The sequence below is a fragment of the Pelotomaculum propionicicum genome (assembly GCF_004369225.1).
Taxonomy (GTDB): Bacteria; Bacillota; Desulfotomaculia; order Desulfotomaculales; family Pelotomaculaceae; genus Pelotomaculum_B; species Pelotomaculum_B propionicicum.
Genome location: NZ_QFFZ01000004.1, coordinates 23,400 through 40,196 on the forward strand (window position 1 = coordinate 23,400; position 16,797 = coordinate 40,196).

Below are 16,797 nucleotides of genomic sequence, written 5' to 3' on the forward strand. Positions count from 1 at the left end.
GTTCATGAGACCCGGCTGATTCTTTCAGCAGGTGAACCCACAGGTGCCGGAACCAGCTTCTCGGCCTCCCGGCCGTAGAGCACAATCCGAAGTTCCCGGAGTTCCTTCAGCATAGCCGGTGTCATCCGTACACCCCGCCAGGACTTGCTGGCCGCCAAGAGCGTGGCGAACAACAGGCGCAAGCAGGATCCCTCGTTAGGGAACCGCCCCACCACCTTGGTGCGCCGCCTCCCCTCTTCAAAGAGTCGTTCAATCAAGTTGGTGGTTCCCGTAGCCTTGTGGTGGGCCGGGGGAAGGGCAAGGTGTGCCAGACACTCTTCCAGGTCCTCTTTTAGGCAGGCGATGGCGCTCGGATACTGGTCCTGGTAGCGATCAACCAAGGTTTGGACCAGGCGCAAGGCTTCCTTCTTGTCCTGGGCAGCGAATATTTTGCTGATCTCGCCCTTGAGGATCTTCTGAGCTGACTTGGGCGCCTTAGCCAGCACGTTGCGTATTTTATGCACCTTGCACCGCTGGCGAAAGGCCCGCGGGTAGACCTCCCGGATAGCTTTCCTTAGACCCGGTGATCCATCCGAGGCTACCAGTACGGGGCTGGTAACTCCCCTATCCACCAGGTTGTAGAGAAAACCCTGCCACGCCGCGTAAGATTCTTTCTCGCCCATATCCAGGTGCAGGAGCACTTTGCTCCCTGATTCGGTGATCCCATAGGCGCAGAGTACGGCGTCTTTGCAGCTTTCCCCCTGGCGCGCGGGCAAGTAGATAGCATCCAGGAAGAGGTAGAGTACAGGGTCCTTGGACAGATCCCTTTTGCGCCAGGCGTCAAACTCTTCCTGGATGGCCCTGACCACCCGGCTCACGGTGCTCTTGGACATCACCCGTTCGTCAAAGGCCTCCGCAAAGGCGTCGGCCACGTCTTGCTGGCTCAATCCCCGTATGTACATGCGCCGGATCAGACCCTCCAGGGTTTCGGAACGGTTGGTGATGGCGGCAAGAAGTTCAGAATGAAAGGGCTCATTGGTATTGCGGACCTGTGGAATCCCCACCTCGATTACCCCCTGGCCAGTCACGAGGCGTTTGGGTTCATAGCCGTTCCGGTAGCCCTGCCGGATGCGCTCGCCACGCTGGTAATGCTCCCGGCCAAGAAACTCTGTTACCTCTTCTTCGATGGCGACCTGGAGCATATACCTGGCCCCAGTCCGAACCAGGGCATCAAGGAGCCCTTCTCCTTCACCCTTGATGCCGCAGGTCAAAATCTCCTGCCACTCTTGCCTGAACTGCTCGCTCCGTGGTATCCTTGCCATAGATACAGTCCTCCTTTGGATTGGTTTGGTTTTATTCACACCCTTACCATTCTCCAAAGTGGGCTGTATCCCTTTTTACAGGAAGTATAGCACATGGCCGGTTGCGCTCCTGGGGCCTGTTTCAAGTGATGAAAGGGAAGCGGTGCTTAAGGTCTGTACGGCATTTAAAACTCCTCTGTTGTATGGAATCAGCTATGAAGGTGGTTCCTATAATCACTATCTGTTCTGCTACAGTCCGGTTCCGGACCATATGATTAAACCGCTGGTGCCCTATATGAACCAAAACTTTGGAAATTCATTCTATATTCTGGGATACGACTACCTGTGGCCTCATAAAATGTCGGAAGCGATTAAACAAACAGTTGGCAATACCGGGGGGACAGTTGTTGGAACAGAGTTTACGCCGTTTGGAGTAAAGGATTATTCTGAAATAATAAAAAGAATCGAACAGTCGGGAGCAAAGAATCTGATGCTGATTATGCCCGGGCCGGACGGATACAACTTTATTAAACAATTTAACCGGGAAGGTTTGAAAAATAAGGTTCAAATTGCGGCTATCGCTGCGGATGAGGCATATTTGGAGGCGTTGCCTCCTCAGGAACTGGAGGGGATTATAACACCGGTTCATTTCATCAGCAGCGTGGACAAACCGGAAACCCTGGCATTTGTAAAAAAACATCAGCAAATGTACGGAGAGGACAGTATTATTACCTATTCCACGGAATCTCATTACGGTCTGATGATGATGCTGGCGGAGGCCATTAAAAAGACCGGCAGCCTGGATAAAGAGAAAATAATTTCATCGCTGGAGGGACTGGAACTTACCATAGGCAATGGCAAAGTTCAAATGCGGGACGATCATCATATGAACCTGAATATGCTTATTGCCGGGTTTCATAATGGACAACTGGTGATGGCGGAGGATATAGGCAATATTGTACCGGAAGACCAGAGAAAAAGGGCTGAGTATTAATGAAATTAAGAACCAAGATACTGGTAACGCTGTTACCCGCGCTGATACCATTATTGCTGGTCATTTATTTGAACTATTCGTCCCAGCGCCAGTCGGCTAAAGACACTATTTTGAATTTGAGCTCACTGGCGATAGAAAACGGCGCCGGTGAATTAAGCCGTTATTTCGAATTGAGAAGTTCAACCTTTGAATTATTGGCTGGCTCTATTATCAAGGAAACATCACCTTACCCGCGGGTGACACCGGAAGCTGACAAAAGAATCAGTCAGTTAATGAATATGTATCCCGGATTTTCCTTACTGGCTTTAACTGATACAAACGGGCAAATTCTTTACAGCAAAATAGGGTCTAGTAACATGGATCAATATATTCATCCAAGATATATCGTTGGGCAATATGCATTTGAGAAAAAACAACAGGATTTTCTCCTCAATTACTATCAAAATTGGCGGCAAAGTATTCCCCAATATCAGTATGAACTCCATAAGACCGATCAATATTTACAGAATATGAACGATATTGGACAGACCAACTCGCTTGAATATAGACAGGCTCAATTCAAATCTATTAAATTAAATTACTATATTGATAATCCCCCCCATACTGTATTTATGGGAGGGAAAAGGCTTTCAGAACAGGCCGGCCTGCCGTTCCGCTCGGATTCGTATATATTTGTAGTGCCGGTAATAAAGCAAGATCACGAACTGCAGGGCTATCTCATGGGAATTCTGGATTGGACTGTTGTACAAGACATTACCTACAGGATTAAGAGCGATTTAAGAGAACGAGGGTTATCCGGGGTTGATGTTCTACTATTTGATGAAGGTGAAAGCAAATTCTTGACTGATTCCAGTCAACTCCAGCCGGAAGATCTGGCTGGCCTGATCAAGCAAAACGGCAACAACAAAGGCAGGGTGTTCTCAGATCAAAACAAGGCTTTTATTTCTTATATGTCGGTTATTGACGCCAGTCAGTTGAGCAGGAGCGTATTGGAAGATTACCCGGGCATACCGGGCGGCAAAGGTGGGTCCAGCTTTTTTATGCTCTCATATGTTCCGGAAAAGGATGTGTCGGAATCATTGCAACCTCTGCTCTACCGGGCTCTAGGCTTTGAATTGTTAAGCATATTGCTGTTCTTTGGACTGGTTTACTATTTAAGCCGTCAGATGGTAAAGGGCCTTTCAAAGATATCATCACTGATGAAAAAAATCAGCAAGGGGGATTTGACATCCCGCATAATGGTTAAGCAGGCGGATGAAATCGGACAACTGGTAGAGAATTTTAATAGCATGACCGATCAACTGCAGGCGCATCAGGAAGAGATTCAAGAGTATACGAAATCACTAAAAAAATCCATGGAAGAACTTCAAGCTGCCCAAAAACAGGCGGAAGAGGCAACACAGACCAAGAGCATGTTTCTGGCCCGTATGAGCCATGAAATTCGAACCCCTATGAACGCTATCATTGGTTTAACCTATCTGGCGTTGAGCATTAATCCACCTGTACGGATTGCCGCGTACCTGCAAAAAATAAAAGACGCGTCTGATAATCTACTGGTAATAATCAACGATATCCTCGATTTCTCTAAAATTGAGGCGAAAAAAATTTCACTGGAAAAACGGTATTTTAACCTGGAAGAAGTTTTTGACAGATTGTCCGATTTGATCGTGCTTAAAGCTCAGGAAAAAGGTCTGGAATTAATTATTTCCATTGAAAAGGATGTCCCCTTTAACCTGGTGGGAGATCCGTTCAGACTTGGCCAGATACTTATCAATCTGGCCGGCAATGCGGTGAAATTTACCGAAAAAGGTGAGATCCTTATCCGGGTCTATCTGGTGGACCAAACAGGCATTCAGGTTACCCTAGGCTTTACAGTCAAGGATACTGGAATAGGTTTGTCTCCCAATCAGATTGATAAACTGTTTATGTCCTTCACCCAGGCGGATGAGAGTACAACCCGCAGGTTTGGCGGCACCGGGCTCGGACTGGCCATATGCAAACATCTGGTTGAGCTGATGGGCGGGAAAATATGGGCGGATAGCGAGCCGGGCAAAGGCAGTTGCTTTTCATTTACAGTCAGGCTTGAAACCGGGGAGGCCAAACAAAGTGAAGCGGAGGCTCACTGGAAAGATTTACGCGGTATGAGAGCCCTGGTTGTTGATGATAATGCTTCTTCCAGAGAAGTCCTCAAAAGCATGCTAAGTTCATTTCATTTTGATGTGTCTACCGCCTCATCAGGTGAAGAGGCTCTGCGCAGTGTTGAGGCTACCGACCTGGAAAACAATCCTTATGACTTGGTGCTGATGGACTGGAAAATGCCGGGAATCGATGGAATTGAAGCATCCCTTGCTATAAAAGGCATACAAAACATGTCAAAGATACCAGCTATACTTATGGTTACCGCCTATGATATTGAAGATGCCAGGAAAGATAAAAGAATATACAATATTGATGGCTTTTTGACCAAACCCGTAAAACAGTCCGAACTTTTTAATACCATTGTAAATGTTTTGAGATTGGACAAGAAGGCAAACGACTCCGGGAAGGCAAGTGAAAACAGCGGCCGGTTTTTAGAATCAATTCATGCCGTTGCAGGTGCGGCGGTACTGCTGGTAGAGGACAATGAAATCAACCAGCAGGTAGCAACCGAGTTGTTAAAACAGCTCGGACTTGAGGTGACTGTTGCCGGCAACGGTTTCGAAGCAATTGACGCGTTGGCCCAAAGGCCCTTTGACCTGGTTTTAATGGATATTCATATGCCGGGCATGGATGGGCTGGAAGCAACCAGAAAAATCAGAAGCACGGGCCAATATCAGGACCTGCCTATTGTTGCCATGACGGCCAATGCAATGGTTGGCGACCGGGAAAAAAGTCTGGAAGCGGGAATGAACGAGCATATTACCAAACCGATTGACCCGGAGGAACTAAAGAGTGTGTTGATTAAATGGATTAAGCCCGGAAATATAGTGTCCGTGCGGGAGTCTGACAGCAATGCTCTTTCTGCTAATGAAGAAGCGCTGCCGCAATTTAAAACAATAAGCACGGAAAAAGGCATAAGGAATACTGCCGGCAATACCAAACTCTACAGAAATCTGCTCAGGGATTTTGCCAATGATAACCGGTGTTCCGCCGGGGAGATCTATGAGTATATTGAGTCGGGAGATTATCAAAAAGCCCTTCTTACAGTTCATACGATTAAGGGATTAGCGGGTACTCTGGCTGCCGGCAGACTTTTTGAGACAGCCGCCGGGCTGGAAGAGGCTTTAATAAAAGAGCGGCATGACCGGCTGGAACTACTGTTTTTACCCTTTGCGGAAGCGCTGAAGGCGGTGCTGGAGGAAATACAAGCATCTGCGGTGCTTAAACCGGATCTTTCCCCGGTTAGGACAGGTTCCATAGATCTAATTAAGGCCGGGCAGCTTATTGAAAAATTACGTCCTCTGCTGGAAGAAGGCAATGCGGAGACAACGGATTTACTAAATGAAATTGCTGAGACGCTATCGTCGGGACAAACAGCCGCCCTGGCGGATAGAATGATGGAACAGATTAACAGTCTGGATTTTGATGAAGCAATGGCAACACTTAATGAAATAAGCGCTGTAATTAACGGGTCATCTGAATAAGATCGGGTCATACAGTTTAAAAAGGAATGATGATTATGATAGAACAGGACAAAGAAAGGATCCTTATTGTTGATGATGAACACAGCAACCTGAAAATTCTGGCGGATATTCTGAAAACAAAATATACTGTTGTTCTGGCTAAAAACGGTATCCAGGCACTGGAGCGGGCCGACAAACACGCGCCTGATTTAATTCTTCTGGATATAATCATGCCTGATATGGACGGGTATAAGGTGCTCTATGAGTTGAAAAACAATGATACCCTGAAAGACATTCCGGTCATCTTTATTTCAGCCTTGAACAATGACGCGGACGAAGAAAAAGGACTGACCCTGGGGGCCGTTGATTACATTAGCAAGCCATTCAATCCGGCAATAGTTCTGGCCAGGGTAAATAATCACATCAAAATTGTCAGGCAAAGAAAATTAATTGAGAGTATCGCACTATTGGATGCTTTGACGGAAATACCCAATAGACGCAATTACAACTACCGGCTGTCCATTGAATGGTCCCACGCGCTGCGTGAAAAGACACCAATTTCTCTGATGATGCTGGACATTGATTATTTTAAACAATTTAACGACAATTATGGCCATTCCAAAGGTGATGAGGCTCTCAAAGAAGTTGCGGCGATATTTGCCAACAGCCTGAAACGGGCTACGGATTTCGTCGCCCGTATCGGTGGAGAGGAATTTGCGGTACTGTTGCCTAATACCACTGCGGATGGCGCCAGGGACAGGGCGGAGTTTATTCGCTCTTCTGTTGAATCCCACGGCATACCCCACAAATATTCCAAAGTGTCTGAACTACTGACGGTTAGTATTGGAGGGGTCACCTGTATACCCGAACAAGAAGGCGGGTCGGCGGAATTCATTGAAGCGGCTGATCAGAATTTATACAAAGCCAAAAGTCAGGGAGGCAACTGTGTCGTGTGGCTGGATCAGGTATTGGTTTCTTGACCAAACAGCTTCGCCGGTGATGTGTTTAACAATAGCGCTGTCCTGCGCCCTGTTGCCGGCTCCGGTGACAGTCATCTCATGATGTCATTATTCTGCATAGTAGCGAATTGTCATGCGGGTGACATGTAGCTTCGGGTTGGATGGTTACATGATCAATGTCTAAGTGGAAAAGTTTGTGCTCAAGATCCCGCAAAATATTTTGCGTTTCTTTGACCGTAATACAGCTGTCTACGACAACGTGGCAGGACAACGCATTTCGTCCGGTTGTTATGGTCCACACATGCAAGTCATGAACATTTAGGACGCCGTTTACTGAAAGGATGGCATCGACGACTTTGGGAATCTCTACTCCAGCAGGTGTGCCTTCCATTAAGATGGTGACAGTCTGCTTCACAATACGCCATGCGCCAAAAGCAATTAGTAAAGCAATGAGTACACTTAATATAGGATCAATGACATACCACTGTGTATAAGCAATGATGATACCACCAACAATGACTCCGGCGGATGCGGCAGCGTCCCCGAGCATGTGGAGAACCGCACTTCTAACATTGATGTTCTCTTCATCCCGCATACCTAAACCAAGATACAGATTCAACGCGAACCCGACACCGGCACTAATAAACATCCAGGTCGTTGTAACATGTTCAGGGTGCTGTAAACGGTTGTACGCTTCCCATAAAATCCAAAGGGTGATCAGTATTAGCGTAATGCCATTTATAAAAGCAGCCAAAATGCCTGAACGAAAGTAACCGAATGTCATAACTTCGTTCGCGGGTTTCTCCGATTGCCTCAAAGCATACCAGGATAGCCCAATTGCAGCAATGTCGGTAAACACATGTCCCGCGTCGGACAATAATGCTAAGCTATGTGAAATCAGACCGCCGGCAACTTCAACAATCAAAATGCCAAGTGTCAAAAAAAATGCCAATTTCATTTTTCCTTTGGGTGCGTGGGAGTGGATTGCGCCACTATGCTCATGTTCATTATCGTGTTCACAACTGTGGTTATTCATTAACTGAATTCTCCTTTTTAAAATTCAACCCACCACTTTATACCGGCCTCATCGACGGCTTTAACCATAGCGGCCCGTTCAGCCGAACCGGCAACTACCGCTTCTTTTTTAGCCAGGTCCACTTGAGCGCTTATTACACCTGGTACATTTTTAAGTGCCCTTTCTACAGCCATTTTACAATGCATACATGTCATCCCTTCTATCTTTAGAACAGTTTCACTCATCATTTTCACCTCCATCCCTCAAATTTCAAATACACTTCTAAAACTGCCAATGCAGCAACCAGTGAAAAACGGATTTAATCGATTAATTTCTTGCCGTATCCAATAAGGAGCAGGGAATTTGTCACCACGGATACAGAGGAAAAGGCCATTGCCAGGCCGGCCCATTCCGGCGGCAAGAGTTTTCCGGTTAAAGGATAAAGGACACCGGCTGCCATGGGAATTCCGACCACGTTATAAATCAAAGCCCAGAAGAGGTTTTGCTTAATTTTATTTAATGTTTTCCTGCCTAACCGGATAGCCCTTTCCACATCAAGCAGGTCATTACGCACTAATATGACATCGCCTGTTTCTTTTGCCACATCGGTTCCAGACCCGATAGCAATCCCGATATCCGCTTGAGCCAGGGCGGGGGCGTCGTTAATTCCATCGCCGACCATGGCGACCTTTAGACCTTGTTCCTGATACTTCTTGACGATATGGATCTTATCCTGGGGCAGTACCTCGGCTGCTATCTCATCAATGCCAATTTCCTGACCGACAACATGGGCAACCTTCTTGTTATCCCCGGTGATCATGAAAGTTTTCAGACCCAGTCTGTGCAAGCGTTTGATTGCTTCCTTAGTGCTTTCTTTGATAACGTCAGCCAGGGCAATTAAGCCAATACCGCGGCCATCAAGAGAGACGAACATCGTCGTCTTTCCCTCTGCCGCCAGGCGCTGGTAACTCTGTTCGATATTGCTGACATCAATCCCATGTTTTCGCATGTGCTTCAAATTACCAATAAGCAAGGGCTGCCCCCGGTAAGAGCAAGCTATGCCAAAGCCGCTCTCCTCTTGGTAATCCTTGACTTCAGCGATTTCTACCGCTTCCTTCCCGGCACGGGCCACGACTGCTTGAGCCAGGGGGTGGATGGAGGGGTTTTCCCCGGCTGCCGCTATTTTTAACAGGTCCTTTTCTTTAAACGGATGGGCCGCTATTATATCCGTAACCTCCGGAGCGCCTTTTGTTAGTGTGCCGGTCTTGTCAAAACCGATAGCCTTTATACTTGAGATAGCTTCCAGCACCGCTGCGGACTTAAAGAGCAGGCCACGGTTAAGGCCGACGCCGCTGCCGACCATGATAGCCGTCGGGGTCGCCAAGCCTAATGCGCAGGGACAGGCGATGACCAAGACGGCAATTGCTGCTGTAAAGGCAAAAACAAAGGTACTATGAAGAACGAAATACCAAATTAAGAATGTGATTAAGGCCAGGGTTACAACCGCAGGAACAAAATAATTCGAGATCGTGTCGGCTAAGCGCTGGATCGGCGGTTTAACCCCCTGGGCGTCTTCCACCATTTTGATAATCCCGGAAAGCACCGTATCTTTACCTGTTTTAGTCGTTTTTACTTTAATACTTCCGGAACGATTTATGGTAGCCCCGATCACAGGGGCGCCGACTCCCTTTTCAACAGGTATCGACTCCCCGGTCAGCATGGCCTCGTCGATGCTGGTTTGTCCTTCCAAAATCTCACCGTCTACCGGTATTTTTTCTCCGGGTTTAACAATGACAACGTCGCCGATTTTTAGATCAGCCGCTGCCACTTCCTTTTCTTCGCCATTGACAAGCAAGCGCGCTTTATCGGCCTGTAACTCTAACAGCCGTTTTAACGCCTGCCCGGCCCGCCCTTTCGCTTTGGCCTCCAGATATTTCCCGAAAAGCACAAAGGTAATCAACAAGGCTGACGTATCAAAGAAAGTTGGACCTTCGAAGAAAAGAGTCGGGAAGAACATATTGATTGTCGTCATCACACTATACCCATAAGAAGCAGTGATTCCCATTGCAACCAGGACATCCATATTGGTCGAGCGGTTTTTCAAGGCGTGGTAAGCGCCGCGATAAAATGTCCAACCCGCCGTAAACTGCACGATGGTAGCCAAAACAAGAATTGTATACATCAATGGTCTCGTCATGGGGAGATACATGAGCGGCATAATAGGCAAAGAAAGAATCGCACTAAAAATGAGCCAATTGCGCTGTTTTATCAAACTACGGTCGTCTTGTTTTTCGTCCTCTCTCTCCAGGGGAATATAGCCGGCATCCTTTACTTGCTCAAAGATGTCGCTTAAGCTTACCGTCCGGGGATCGAATTCGACAGTCACCGTCTCATTGGCAAAGTTCACTGAGGCTGTGTGTACACCGGAGGTCTTTTTGAGCTTCCTCTCAATGGTCAAAGCACAGTTGGCGCAGGTCATGCCGCTTACCTTAAACTGCTTCTTAAGATCCTCGCCAACTAAGTTATCAGGCACTCCATCTGCTTCTAAGTGAGCTTGTTCCGCCTCTTTGCACACACCGCTTTTTTCTTGGGACTCCTCTGCTCCTGCATATGGAGCAGGAACGGTCGAATATCCCGCTTCTTCAATCACTTCCTGTACTGCGGAAATGTCAAGCTGCTCCGGATCAAAGTGAAGACTCGCCTTAGAGTCTGACAAAGACACCTGGACGTCTGCCACACCCGGAAGTTTCTCCAAAGCTTTAGCCACCCGCCGGACACAATGCTCACAAGTCATGCCATAAACGGGAATCTCTATCTGAGCCTGACTCTTACATTCTACAGTATCAACCATAGTATCACCTGCATAAGTACGATTAAAGAAAAAACTACCTTTACCCATATCGCTTTACTTATTTAAGTAGTTTGAAGATGGTTTTTAGGACTTCATCTATCACTTGTTCATCACCGGCCAGCAGCTGCTCTGTAACGCAGGATTTCATATGCTTTTCTAATAAAAGTTTGGCTACTCCATGTAAAGCCGCCTGGGCGGAAGAAATCTGGTTCAAAATATCATCACAATACACATGTCGCTCAATCATACCCTTAATGCCGCGAACTTGCCCCTCAATTCGGTTCATTCTGCTGACAAGTTCGCGGATTGTTTTTTCACTATGATGGCTAAGCCGTTTACCATTGTCAGGACCCTCATGACAACTAGGGCAGGAGTCCTTTATCTCATCCATATAGTCACCATCTTTTAGATTTAATATTAAGTCCCCTTGCCAATATAGTATACCCCCCTATGCTATTATGTCAACTACTTACTTATATAATTTTGCTAATCAAATGTCAAGACTTGTGTTTTGAATAAAGATGAACAACCACCCAGGAGGGTGGTTGTTGTGGTGGTTTGGCGGTTATCCGTCTGTTGTTTCCAGTTAACTAAATGGTTTCAGATGCTCCATTTTAAAGTGCGCGTTGGCCAGGATGGCGGGCCAGTTTTCCACCATGCTGCTGACGCGCTTTTTCCACTCATCATTTAAAGTGTCCCAGGAAACCAGGCGCGGGTCGGTTTTAAGCTGTTGATCATAAACTTCACCGAATTTCCAGCCCGCCTCTTTTCTCTGGGCAAACCAGTTTTCATGTGTATATTCGGCAAGGCTTTGGACTTCTTTTTCACTAAATTTGATCGCTGCAATTTTTTCAAGGACTGAAACGATATCATATTGAAGCAGTACCAGGGCGTCCGGGATTTGCCTTATATGCTCCCGGTAGAAATTTCTTTCTTCCTCGGACAGAGTTTCCCAATGACTTTTGTTTTGGATCATTTCATAAATGGCAATTGCCAGGCTTTCAACTTTTTCACTGTAAAAAACATCATGCATCAAGTAGCGGGTAAACTGTTCTTCATCAACGTGCAGCTTCAACTGAGCTTTGGAAGGAAGGTAGGACTGCTCCCATTTTTTTGCGTTGGTCAGTATGCTCATGTCCATGATTGCTTCCATAGACCTTGATTCATGCTTGTATCTGGGAATCTTCAGCAGCGCCCGCAATACACCATTATCGATCTGGGCCTCGCCTCTGTCGTTAACCAGGTGGGGGAGTTTTCTCTCAAATAAGGAACGGAGCAGCATGGCCCTGCGGATTACAAACAACTGGTCCACCTGATGATTAGACGGGTTTGGCCCAAGTATGTTGACGTTGCCCCTCAAACGGCTGATGAAGTCCGGACCCTTGGCGCTTTTAAACCCCGTTAAAAACCTTTTCTTTTCCTCGTCATCCGTGATTGTCTCGCCGCAGAATTCTTCAAATGTGCTGCTGGTCCCGCCTGCGAATACGAAAATCGCCTTCCCGATGGGATGTACCGTATCCTCTTCTCTGAACAGTCCGTCCTGCATGGGAGCTAAAAAGTACTTCAGCCAGCCCAGCTTTCCTTCATAAGAAGTGTCAAATTCATCAAAAACAATCAGTGGTATTTTCCCTTCTAACGAAAAGTCCCTTGCTTTGTGAAAGACTTTTGCAAGATCGTCAGGCGACCGGAACTGTGACAAATTAAAATTCAATTTCTTGATCAGGTCAGGTGCGATATTTGCGGCTACTTCAGTCACACCATATGATTTTCCGGAGCCCGGGGTCCCGAATACAGCAATGGAAAGAGGCCTGACTGCGTTTTTCGTTGCAATATACTCGCCCATCAGGTTGCTGATGCTCCGGTAACTTTCAATCTCTGTGCGGTCAACAGTTTTCAACTGCCCAAACCGGGCCACCGGGATAAACTTCAGGACCTTCTCATAACCGCTTTTTACGATTTCCGCGGCGATTTCCACCAGGTTGGACGGGCTTTTGTCATTTAAAATATACCAGGTGTCCTGACTGTCGTTATTAATGGGGATGTGGATTTTCACATCCTGTACATTTTCTTTGGAAATTGCTAAACTGTCATCTTCCAAAAAGACTTTCGGGTTCGGGAAGGTAATTGCAGACGCTTTCCCGCCGAAACCTTCGACATAATATTTTTGCGCGGCTACAATGCCTGCGCGAATGCCGTCATTGATTGAGAAAAAAAGTTCTTCCTCCTTCATTCCATGCGTAACAATACTCTTTACCAACCCGGCCACAAAACAGGAGGTGTATCCATACATCCCCCCCTGGATCTGCTTCAGGAAATCTCCCTCGAATTCATAAGGCATAAAATAAAGGCGGGACTCGGAAATCCCGTTGTATTTATAATAGATTGCGCCCTCCAGTCCGAAAGTGAAGATCAGGTGCCTGCAGCCCGCTAGAAAAGAAAGATTCGGGTTATTGTTCAACTGCCACACAAAGTCCTGCGCCGTCCTTTCCCAGGAGATGCTTTTGCTGATGTTCACGCCTTTGGCGCGAAGGTCTTCGCTGTTGATGATGATAATCGTTTTTTCAATATGGGTTGCCACCAGGTGCTTCCATAATGTGCTGGACATGTTGGGATTGTTCAATTTGTACAGGACAAGCGGGTTTTTCCCTTCTGTTTTCAGGGCCAGCGGCCAAAATTCCACGTGCTCATTGAATCCATTGTTCTCGTCATCGATGACGACCATGGCCGCGTCCGCGTCATCATCAACAACAGGAAGCAGTTTGGGTAATCCGGACGACGTTCCTGTAAAACCAAAAAAGCGGCTGATCCGGTATACTTTACTCGTGTCCTTTCCGCCTGGGATTCTGGGGAATGGCGCTATCTCAGCTGTGGAATGAAGGAATTCGTTTGCGTTTATGGTTTCCATATCCCCCATATCCGGCGCAAGGACAGGCTGACCGATTGCCAGAGAGATGAGCCTGGCCAATAGCACGGATTCACCCGGCAATGATATTTTGTGCATGTTTTCATGCGTTTGCCAGTTCCAGCCGTTCTGTTTCTGCGGCAGGGTAGTCCAAAGAAGTTTATTGATGCAGATATCGCCGCTTACTACGATTGTGTTGTTCCGGTTCTCCATTTTATAACCTCTTTTGTTTGTTGTTTTACAGGGTATATAGATTATATCAGCTTAAAATGAATTTACTATTAAGCTTCTGTTAAGATTTTATAAAATGAAATTGACTAGCAGAAAGTGTTTTAATCAGATATATTGTTTTCATGAGCAGGTTTCTCTGGGTTGGAAACACTGTTAAAGAGTATAATAATTAAAGCATGCTAAAGGTATGGGAGGGCAGGTAAAATGAATTTATCGGGCAACACCGTGCTGATTACAGGGGGAGCAAGCGGTATCGGGCTGGCCCTGGTGGAACGTTTTCTGGCCAGGGGCAACAAAGTGATTATTTGCGGCCGCCGGCAGGAAAAGCTGCGGGAAGCTCAGCGGAGATTCCCGCAGCTCGAAATTCGCAGGTGTGATGTTTCTGTCGAAGTGGAACGACAGTTATTGTTTGATTGGGTCAAAAAGAGCTTTCCTGATTTAAATATTTTAGTAAACAACGCGGGTGTTCAGCACCGGATGGACCTCTTGCTGGCGCAGGAAAAATGGGGCTATTATCAGGAGGAAATATTAACAAATTTTGCGGCGCCCGTCCATCTTTCCATGCTTTTTATCCCTCACCTGGCCGCAAAGCCAAACGCTGCAATCATCAACATAACCTCGGGACTGGCCTTTACACCCATGGCCATAGCTCCAATTTACAGCGCCACAAAGGCGGCGCTTCATTCCTTTACCATGAGCCTCAGACATGTGCTGGCAGATAAGAACGTCAGTGTTATTGAGGTGGCGCCGCCCGCGGTAAACACTGATTTGGGCGGGGCCGGCCTGCACACTTTTGGAGTGCCCCTGGAAGAATTTGCGGACGCTGTGTTTAAAGGCTTCGAAAGGGGAGACCTGGAAATTGGTTATGGACCATCTGAAAAATTAATGCGCATGTCGAGGGATGAGATTGACGAGGCCTGTCAGCGGATGAACAGCAGGATGAGTCTTCAACAGGAAAAAACTTCTAGAAAGGTTGGTAAAATGTGAATGATACTCTAAAGGTTATTAAAAACAGGAGGGCGATCAGAAAGTACAAAGCTGAACAAATTTCCGCCGCTGAATTGCAGGAAATACTGGACTGCGCTGTTTACGCGCCGAACGCCAGGAACCAGCAGAAATGGCATTTCACCGTGATCCAGAGCAAGGCCATGCTTGACAAAATGGTGGGCATAATCAGGGAAAACATCAACAATTCGGGAAATGAATTTTTGAAGCAAAGAGCAGCTTCCCCTGATTACCACACTTTTTATCATGCTCCCACAGTTATTCTGATCTCGGCGGATGAAAAAGCTCCGTGGATACATGTCGACTGCGGCCTGGCCGCTGAGAACATCACACTGGCGGCGGAAGCGCAAAACATCGGCTCCTGCGTGATCGCCTCCTCCGGTTTGCTTTTTGCATCAGAAAAAGGGAACGCCATGAGAAAGGAACTGGGGATGCCTGAGGGATACAATCATGTCTGCACCATAGCGCTCGGGTATAAAGACGAAAACCCGGCGCCGCCTCCGAGAAGCAAAGAGGTAATAAATTACGTAAGATAAACAGTAAAAAAGGCTGGACAAAAAAGGGCCCGCAGCCCTGGTTTATCAGGGTTGCGGGATTTCCCATTTCCATTTTCCGTCTTCTAGCACCATCATTGCTGTTGGTCCGGGTAATTTATTTGCGTGACATACCATTTTCCTTCGTCTCCGGGGTAAACAGGCAGCGGGTACTGTTCATCCCGGACTACGGCAACGCAGCGCTTTATTGGTTCGAAAACAGTCATAGCAAAATCAGGTAAGCTGCCCTCTTGAAAATAAATAAAAAGCATACTTTGGTACAATGTGTTTGATTTCACCAGATTGCTGTGATATAAACATTATAGTCTTAAGTACCAGGGTCTATCCTATTATTAACAAGGGGGAGAAACAATGCGTACTCAGCAATTACTTTATTTGCTGGAAATCTCCAAGACCCGTTCTATCAATAAGGCTAGCGAAAACCTCAATATTTCCCACCAAGCCCTGAATGTAAGCATTAAAAATCTGGAAGATGAATTAAACACCTGTCTGCTAAACCGCAGTGCCCAGGGGGTTTCCCTGACGGAAACCGGCCAGCTAACGGCCAATTTTGCGACAGCCTGTTTAAACAAGCTGGCTGAGTTGCAGGAAGCTATTGCCAAAATCGAAGAGGGCCGAAACGTCGCTACGCCTAAAGGCCATCTCAACCTTTCAACTATGGCGATCCCCAACTACAGCTTGGTCCAGCCAACCATCAAACAGTTTCTGTTAAAGTATCCACAAATAACTATTGATGTCACCAGAACAACCATGGCGGAAATCCTGAACAATATCAGGCAACAAAAAATCATGTTGGGCTTCATCACCATACATAAAACACCATTAGAATGGCTCGCACCAGATTGCCCCTTTCTAATCGATTATCTGTTGACTGACAAATCTTATATTGTCATGAGCAGCGAACACCCGCTGGCCAAGAAAAAAACGGCTGTTACTCCTAAATCGCTGCTTCAATATCCTTTTGTAGTTTATCGTGAAGGAAATGAAATTAACGTTCCTGCCGTCCTGGCATTGAAAGAAAGTTATAACCCGCAAATTCAAATTACCACAAACAGTCTGGAGACATTTGAAGAAACGATTTTATCCGGGCAGGGGATTGGTTTTACAAGTAAATTATCAATTAAAAGCGCTAATTACTTTAAACATAAAGAGAAATTGTCCTTTATTCCGTTGAAAAATACGCCAACCCCCATCATCACCTTGTTGATCAACAAAGAGGCTTATATCCAAAACCAGAAAGTCATTGATCTGTTTTTGGGTATTCTGAAAAGCTTCATCTGACCCAGCATCAGACTCCCAATCTCTTACGTCCACAATTTTCCCTTGATACCCTTGTGTTTTTTCAATGAAACCCTATGCCGCTGCTAAAAGAAAGAAATGTTTCAAGATAACAAATTAAGCGTT

At 46.5% G+C, this 16,797-nt stretch carries 12 protein-coding genes; 6 read left to right on the forward strand and 6 right to left on the reverse strand.

Translation table 11 applies throughout. The features are described 5' to 3' along the window. Window positions 1-2: 2 nt before the first annotated feature. Complete coding sequence (locus Pmgp_RS02775; RefSeq protein WP_134212450.1) at window positions 3-1,301, reverse strand: IS256 family transposase; 1,299 nt, start codon at window positions 1,299-1,301, stop codon at window positions 3-5. On the opposite strand from Pmgp_RS02775, the gene Pmgp_RS02780 reads away from it, so the two are divergent. Genes Pmgp_RS02780 through Pmgp_RS02790 form a run of 3 tightly spaced genes read left to right on the forward strand, consistent with a single transcriptional unit; the run spans window position 1,237 to window position 6,856 of the window. Next, window positions 1,237-2,274: an ABC transporter substrate-binding protein gene (locus tag Pmgp_RS02780; RefSeq protein ID WP_243119705.1), complete on the forward strand. Its 1,038-nt coding sequence runs from the start codon at window positions 1,237-1,239 to the stop codon at window positions 2,272-2,274. The genes Pmgp_RS02775 and Pmgp_RS02780 overlap by 65 nt on opposite strands. Beyond that, window positions 2,274-5,897, forward strand: coding sequence for a hybrid sensor histidine kinase/response regulator (locus Pmgp_RS02785; protein WP_134212452.1), 3,624 nt, complete (start codon window positions 2,274-2,276; stop codon window positions 5,895-5,897). Before Pmgp_RS02780 ends, Pmgp_RS02785 begins: the two co-directional genes overlap by 1 nt. Before the next feature lie 35 nt (window positions 5,898-5,932). After that, window positions 5,933-6,856 carry a GGDEF domain-containing response regulator gene (locus Pmgp_RS02790; RefSeq protein ID WP_134212453.1) on the forward strand — a complete coding sequence of 308 codons (924 nt, stop codon included), beginning with the start codon at window positions 5,933-5,935 and terminating at the stop codon, window positions 6,854-6,856. A 76-nt stretch (window positions 6,857-6,932) separates the two neighbouring features. On the opposite strand, the gene Pmgp_RS02795 is transcribed toward Pmgp_RS02790, so the two are convergent. The 5 genes from Pmgp_RS02795 to Pmgp_RS02815 form a co-directional block, all read right to left on the reverse strand. Continuing rightward, entirely contained in the window at window positions 6,933-7,871 is a 939-nt protein-coding gene (locus tag Pmgp_RS02795) for a cation diffusion facilitator family transporter (RefSeq protein WP_134212454.1), read from the reverse strand. A gap of 17 nt (window positions 7,872-7,888) precedes the next feature. Further along, window positions 7,889-8,095: a CopZ family metallochaperone gene (locus Pmgp_RS02800; protein WP_134212455.1), complete on the reverse strand. Its 207-nt coding sequence runs from the start codon at window positions 8,093-8,095 to the stop codon at window positions 7,889-7,891. Between the two features lie 74 nt (window positions 8,096-8,169). Beyond that, on the reverse strand, window positions 8,170-10,701 hold the full coding sequence (locus Pmgp_RS02805; protein WP_192902749.1) for a heavy metal translocating P-type ATPase: 2,532 nt from the start codon (window positions 10,699-10,701) through the stop codon (window positions 8,170-8,172). A 58-nt stretch (window positions 10,702-10,759) separates the two neighbouring features. Continuing rightward, complete coding sequence (locus tag Pmgp_RS02810) at window positions 10,760-11,092, reverse strand: metal-sensitive transcriptional regulator (RefSeq protein ID WP_134212457.1); 333 nt, start codon at window positions 11,090-11,092, stop codon at window positions 10,760-10,762. A gap of 195 nt (window positions 11,093-11,287) precedes the next feature. Beyond that, a complete protein-coding gene (locus tag Pmgp_RS02815; RefSeq protein ID WP_134212458.1) occupies window positions 11,288-13,816 on the reverse strand; it encodes a RyR domain-containing protein in 2,529 nt (842 codons plus the stop codon). A gap of 222 nt (window positions 13,817-14,038) precedes the next feature. On the opposite strand from Pmgp_RS02815, the gene Pmgp_RS02820 reads away from it, so the two are divergent. From Pmgp_RS02820 to Pmgp_RS02830, 3 genes are all read left to right on the forward strand, one after another. Further along, on the forward strand, window positions 14,039-14,821 hold the full coding sequence (locus Pmgp_RS02820) for an SDR family oxidoreductase (protein WP_134212459.1): 783 nt from the start codon (window positions 14,039-14,041) through the stop codon (window positions 14,819-14,821). Beyond that, a complete protein-coding gene (locus Pmgp_RS02825) occupies window positions 14,818-15,375 on the forward strand; it encodes a nitroreductase family protein (protein ID WP_134212460.1) in 558 nt (185 codons plus the stop codon). The genes Pmgp_RS02820 and Pmgp_RS02825 overlap by 4 nt, the downstream gene beginning before the upstream one ends. Window positions 15,376-15,744: 369 nt before the next feature. Further along, on the forward strand, window positions 15,745-16,674 hold the full coding sequence (locus tag Pmgp_RS02830; RefSeq protein ID WP_134212461.1) for a LysR family transcriptional regulator: 930 nt from the start codon (window positions 15,745-15,747) through the stop codon (window positions 16,672-16,674). Window positions 16,675-16,797 lie beyond the last annotated feature (123 nt).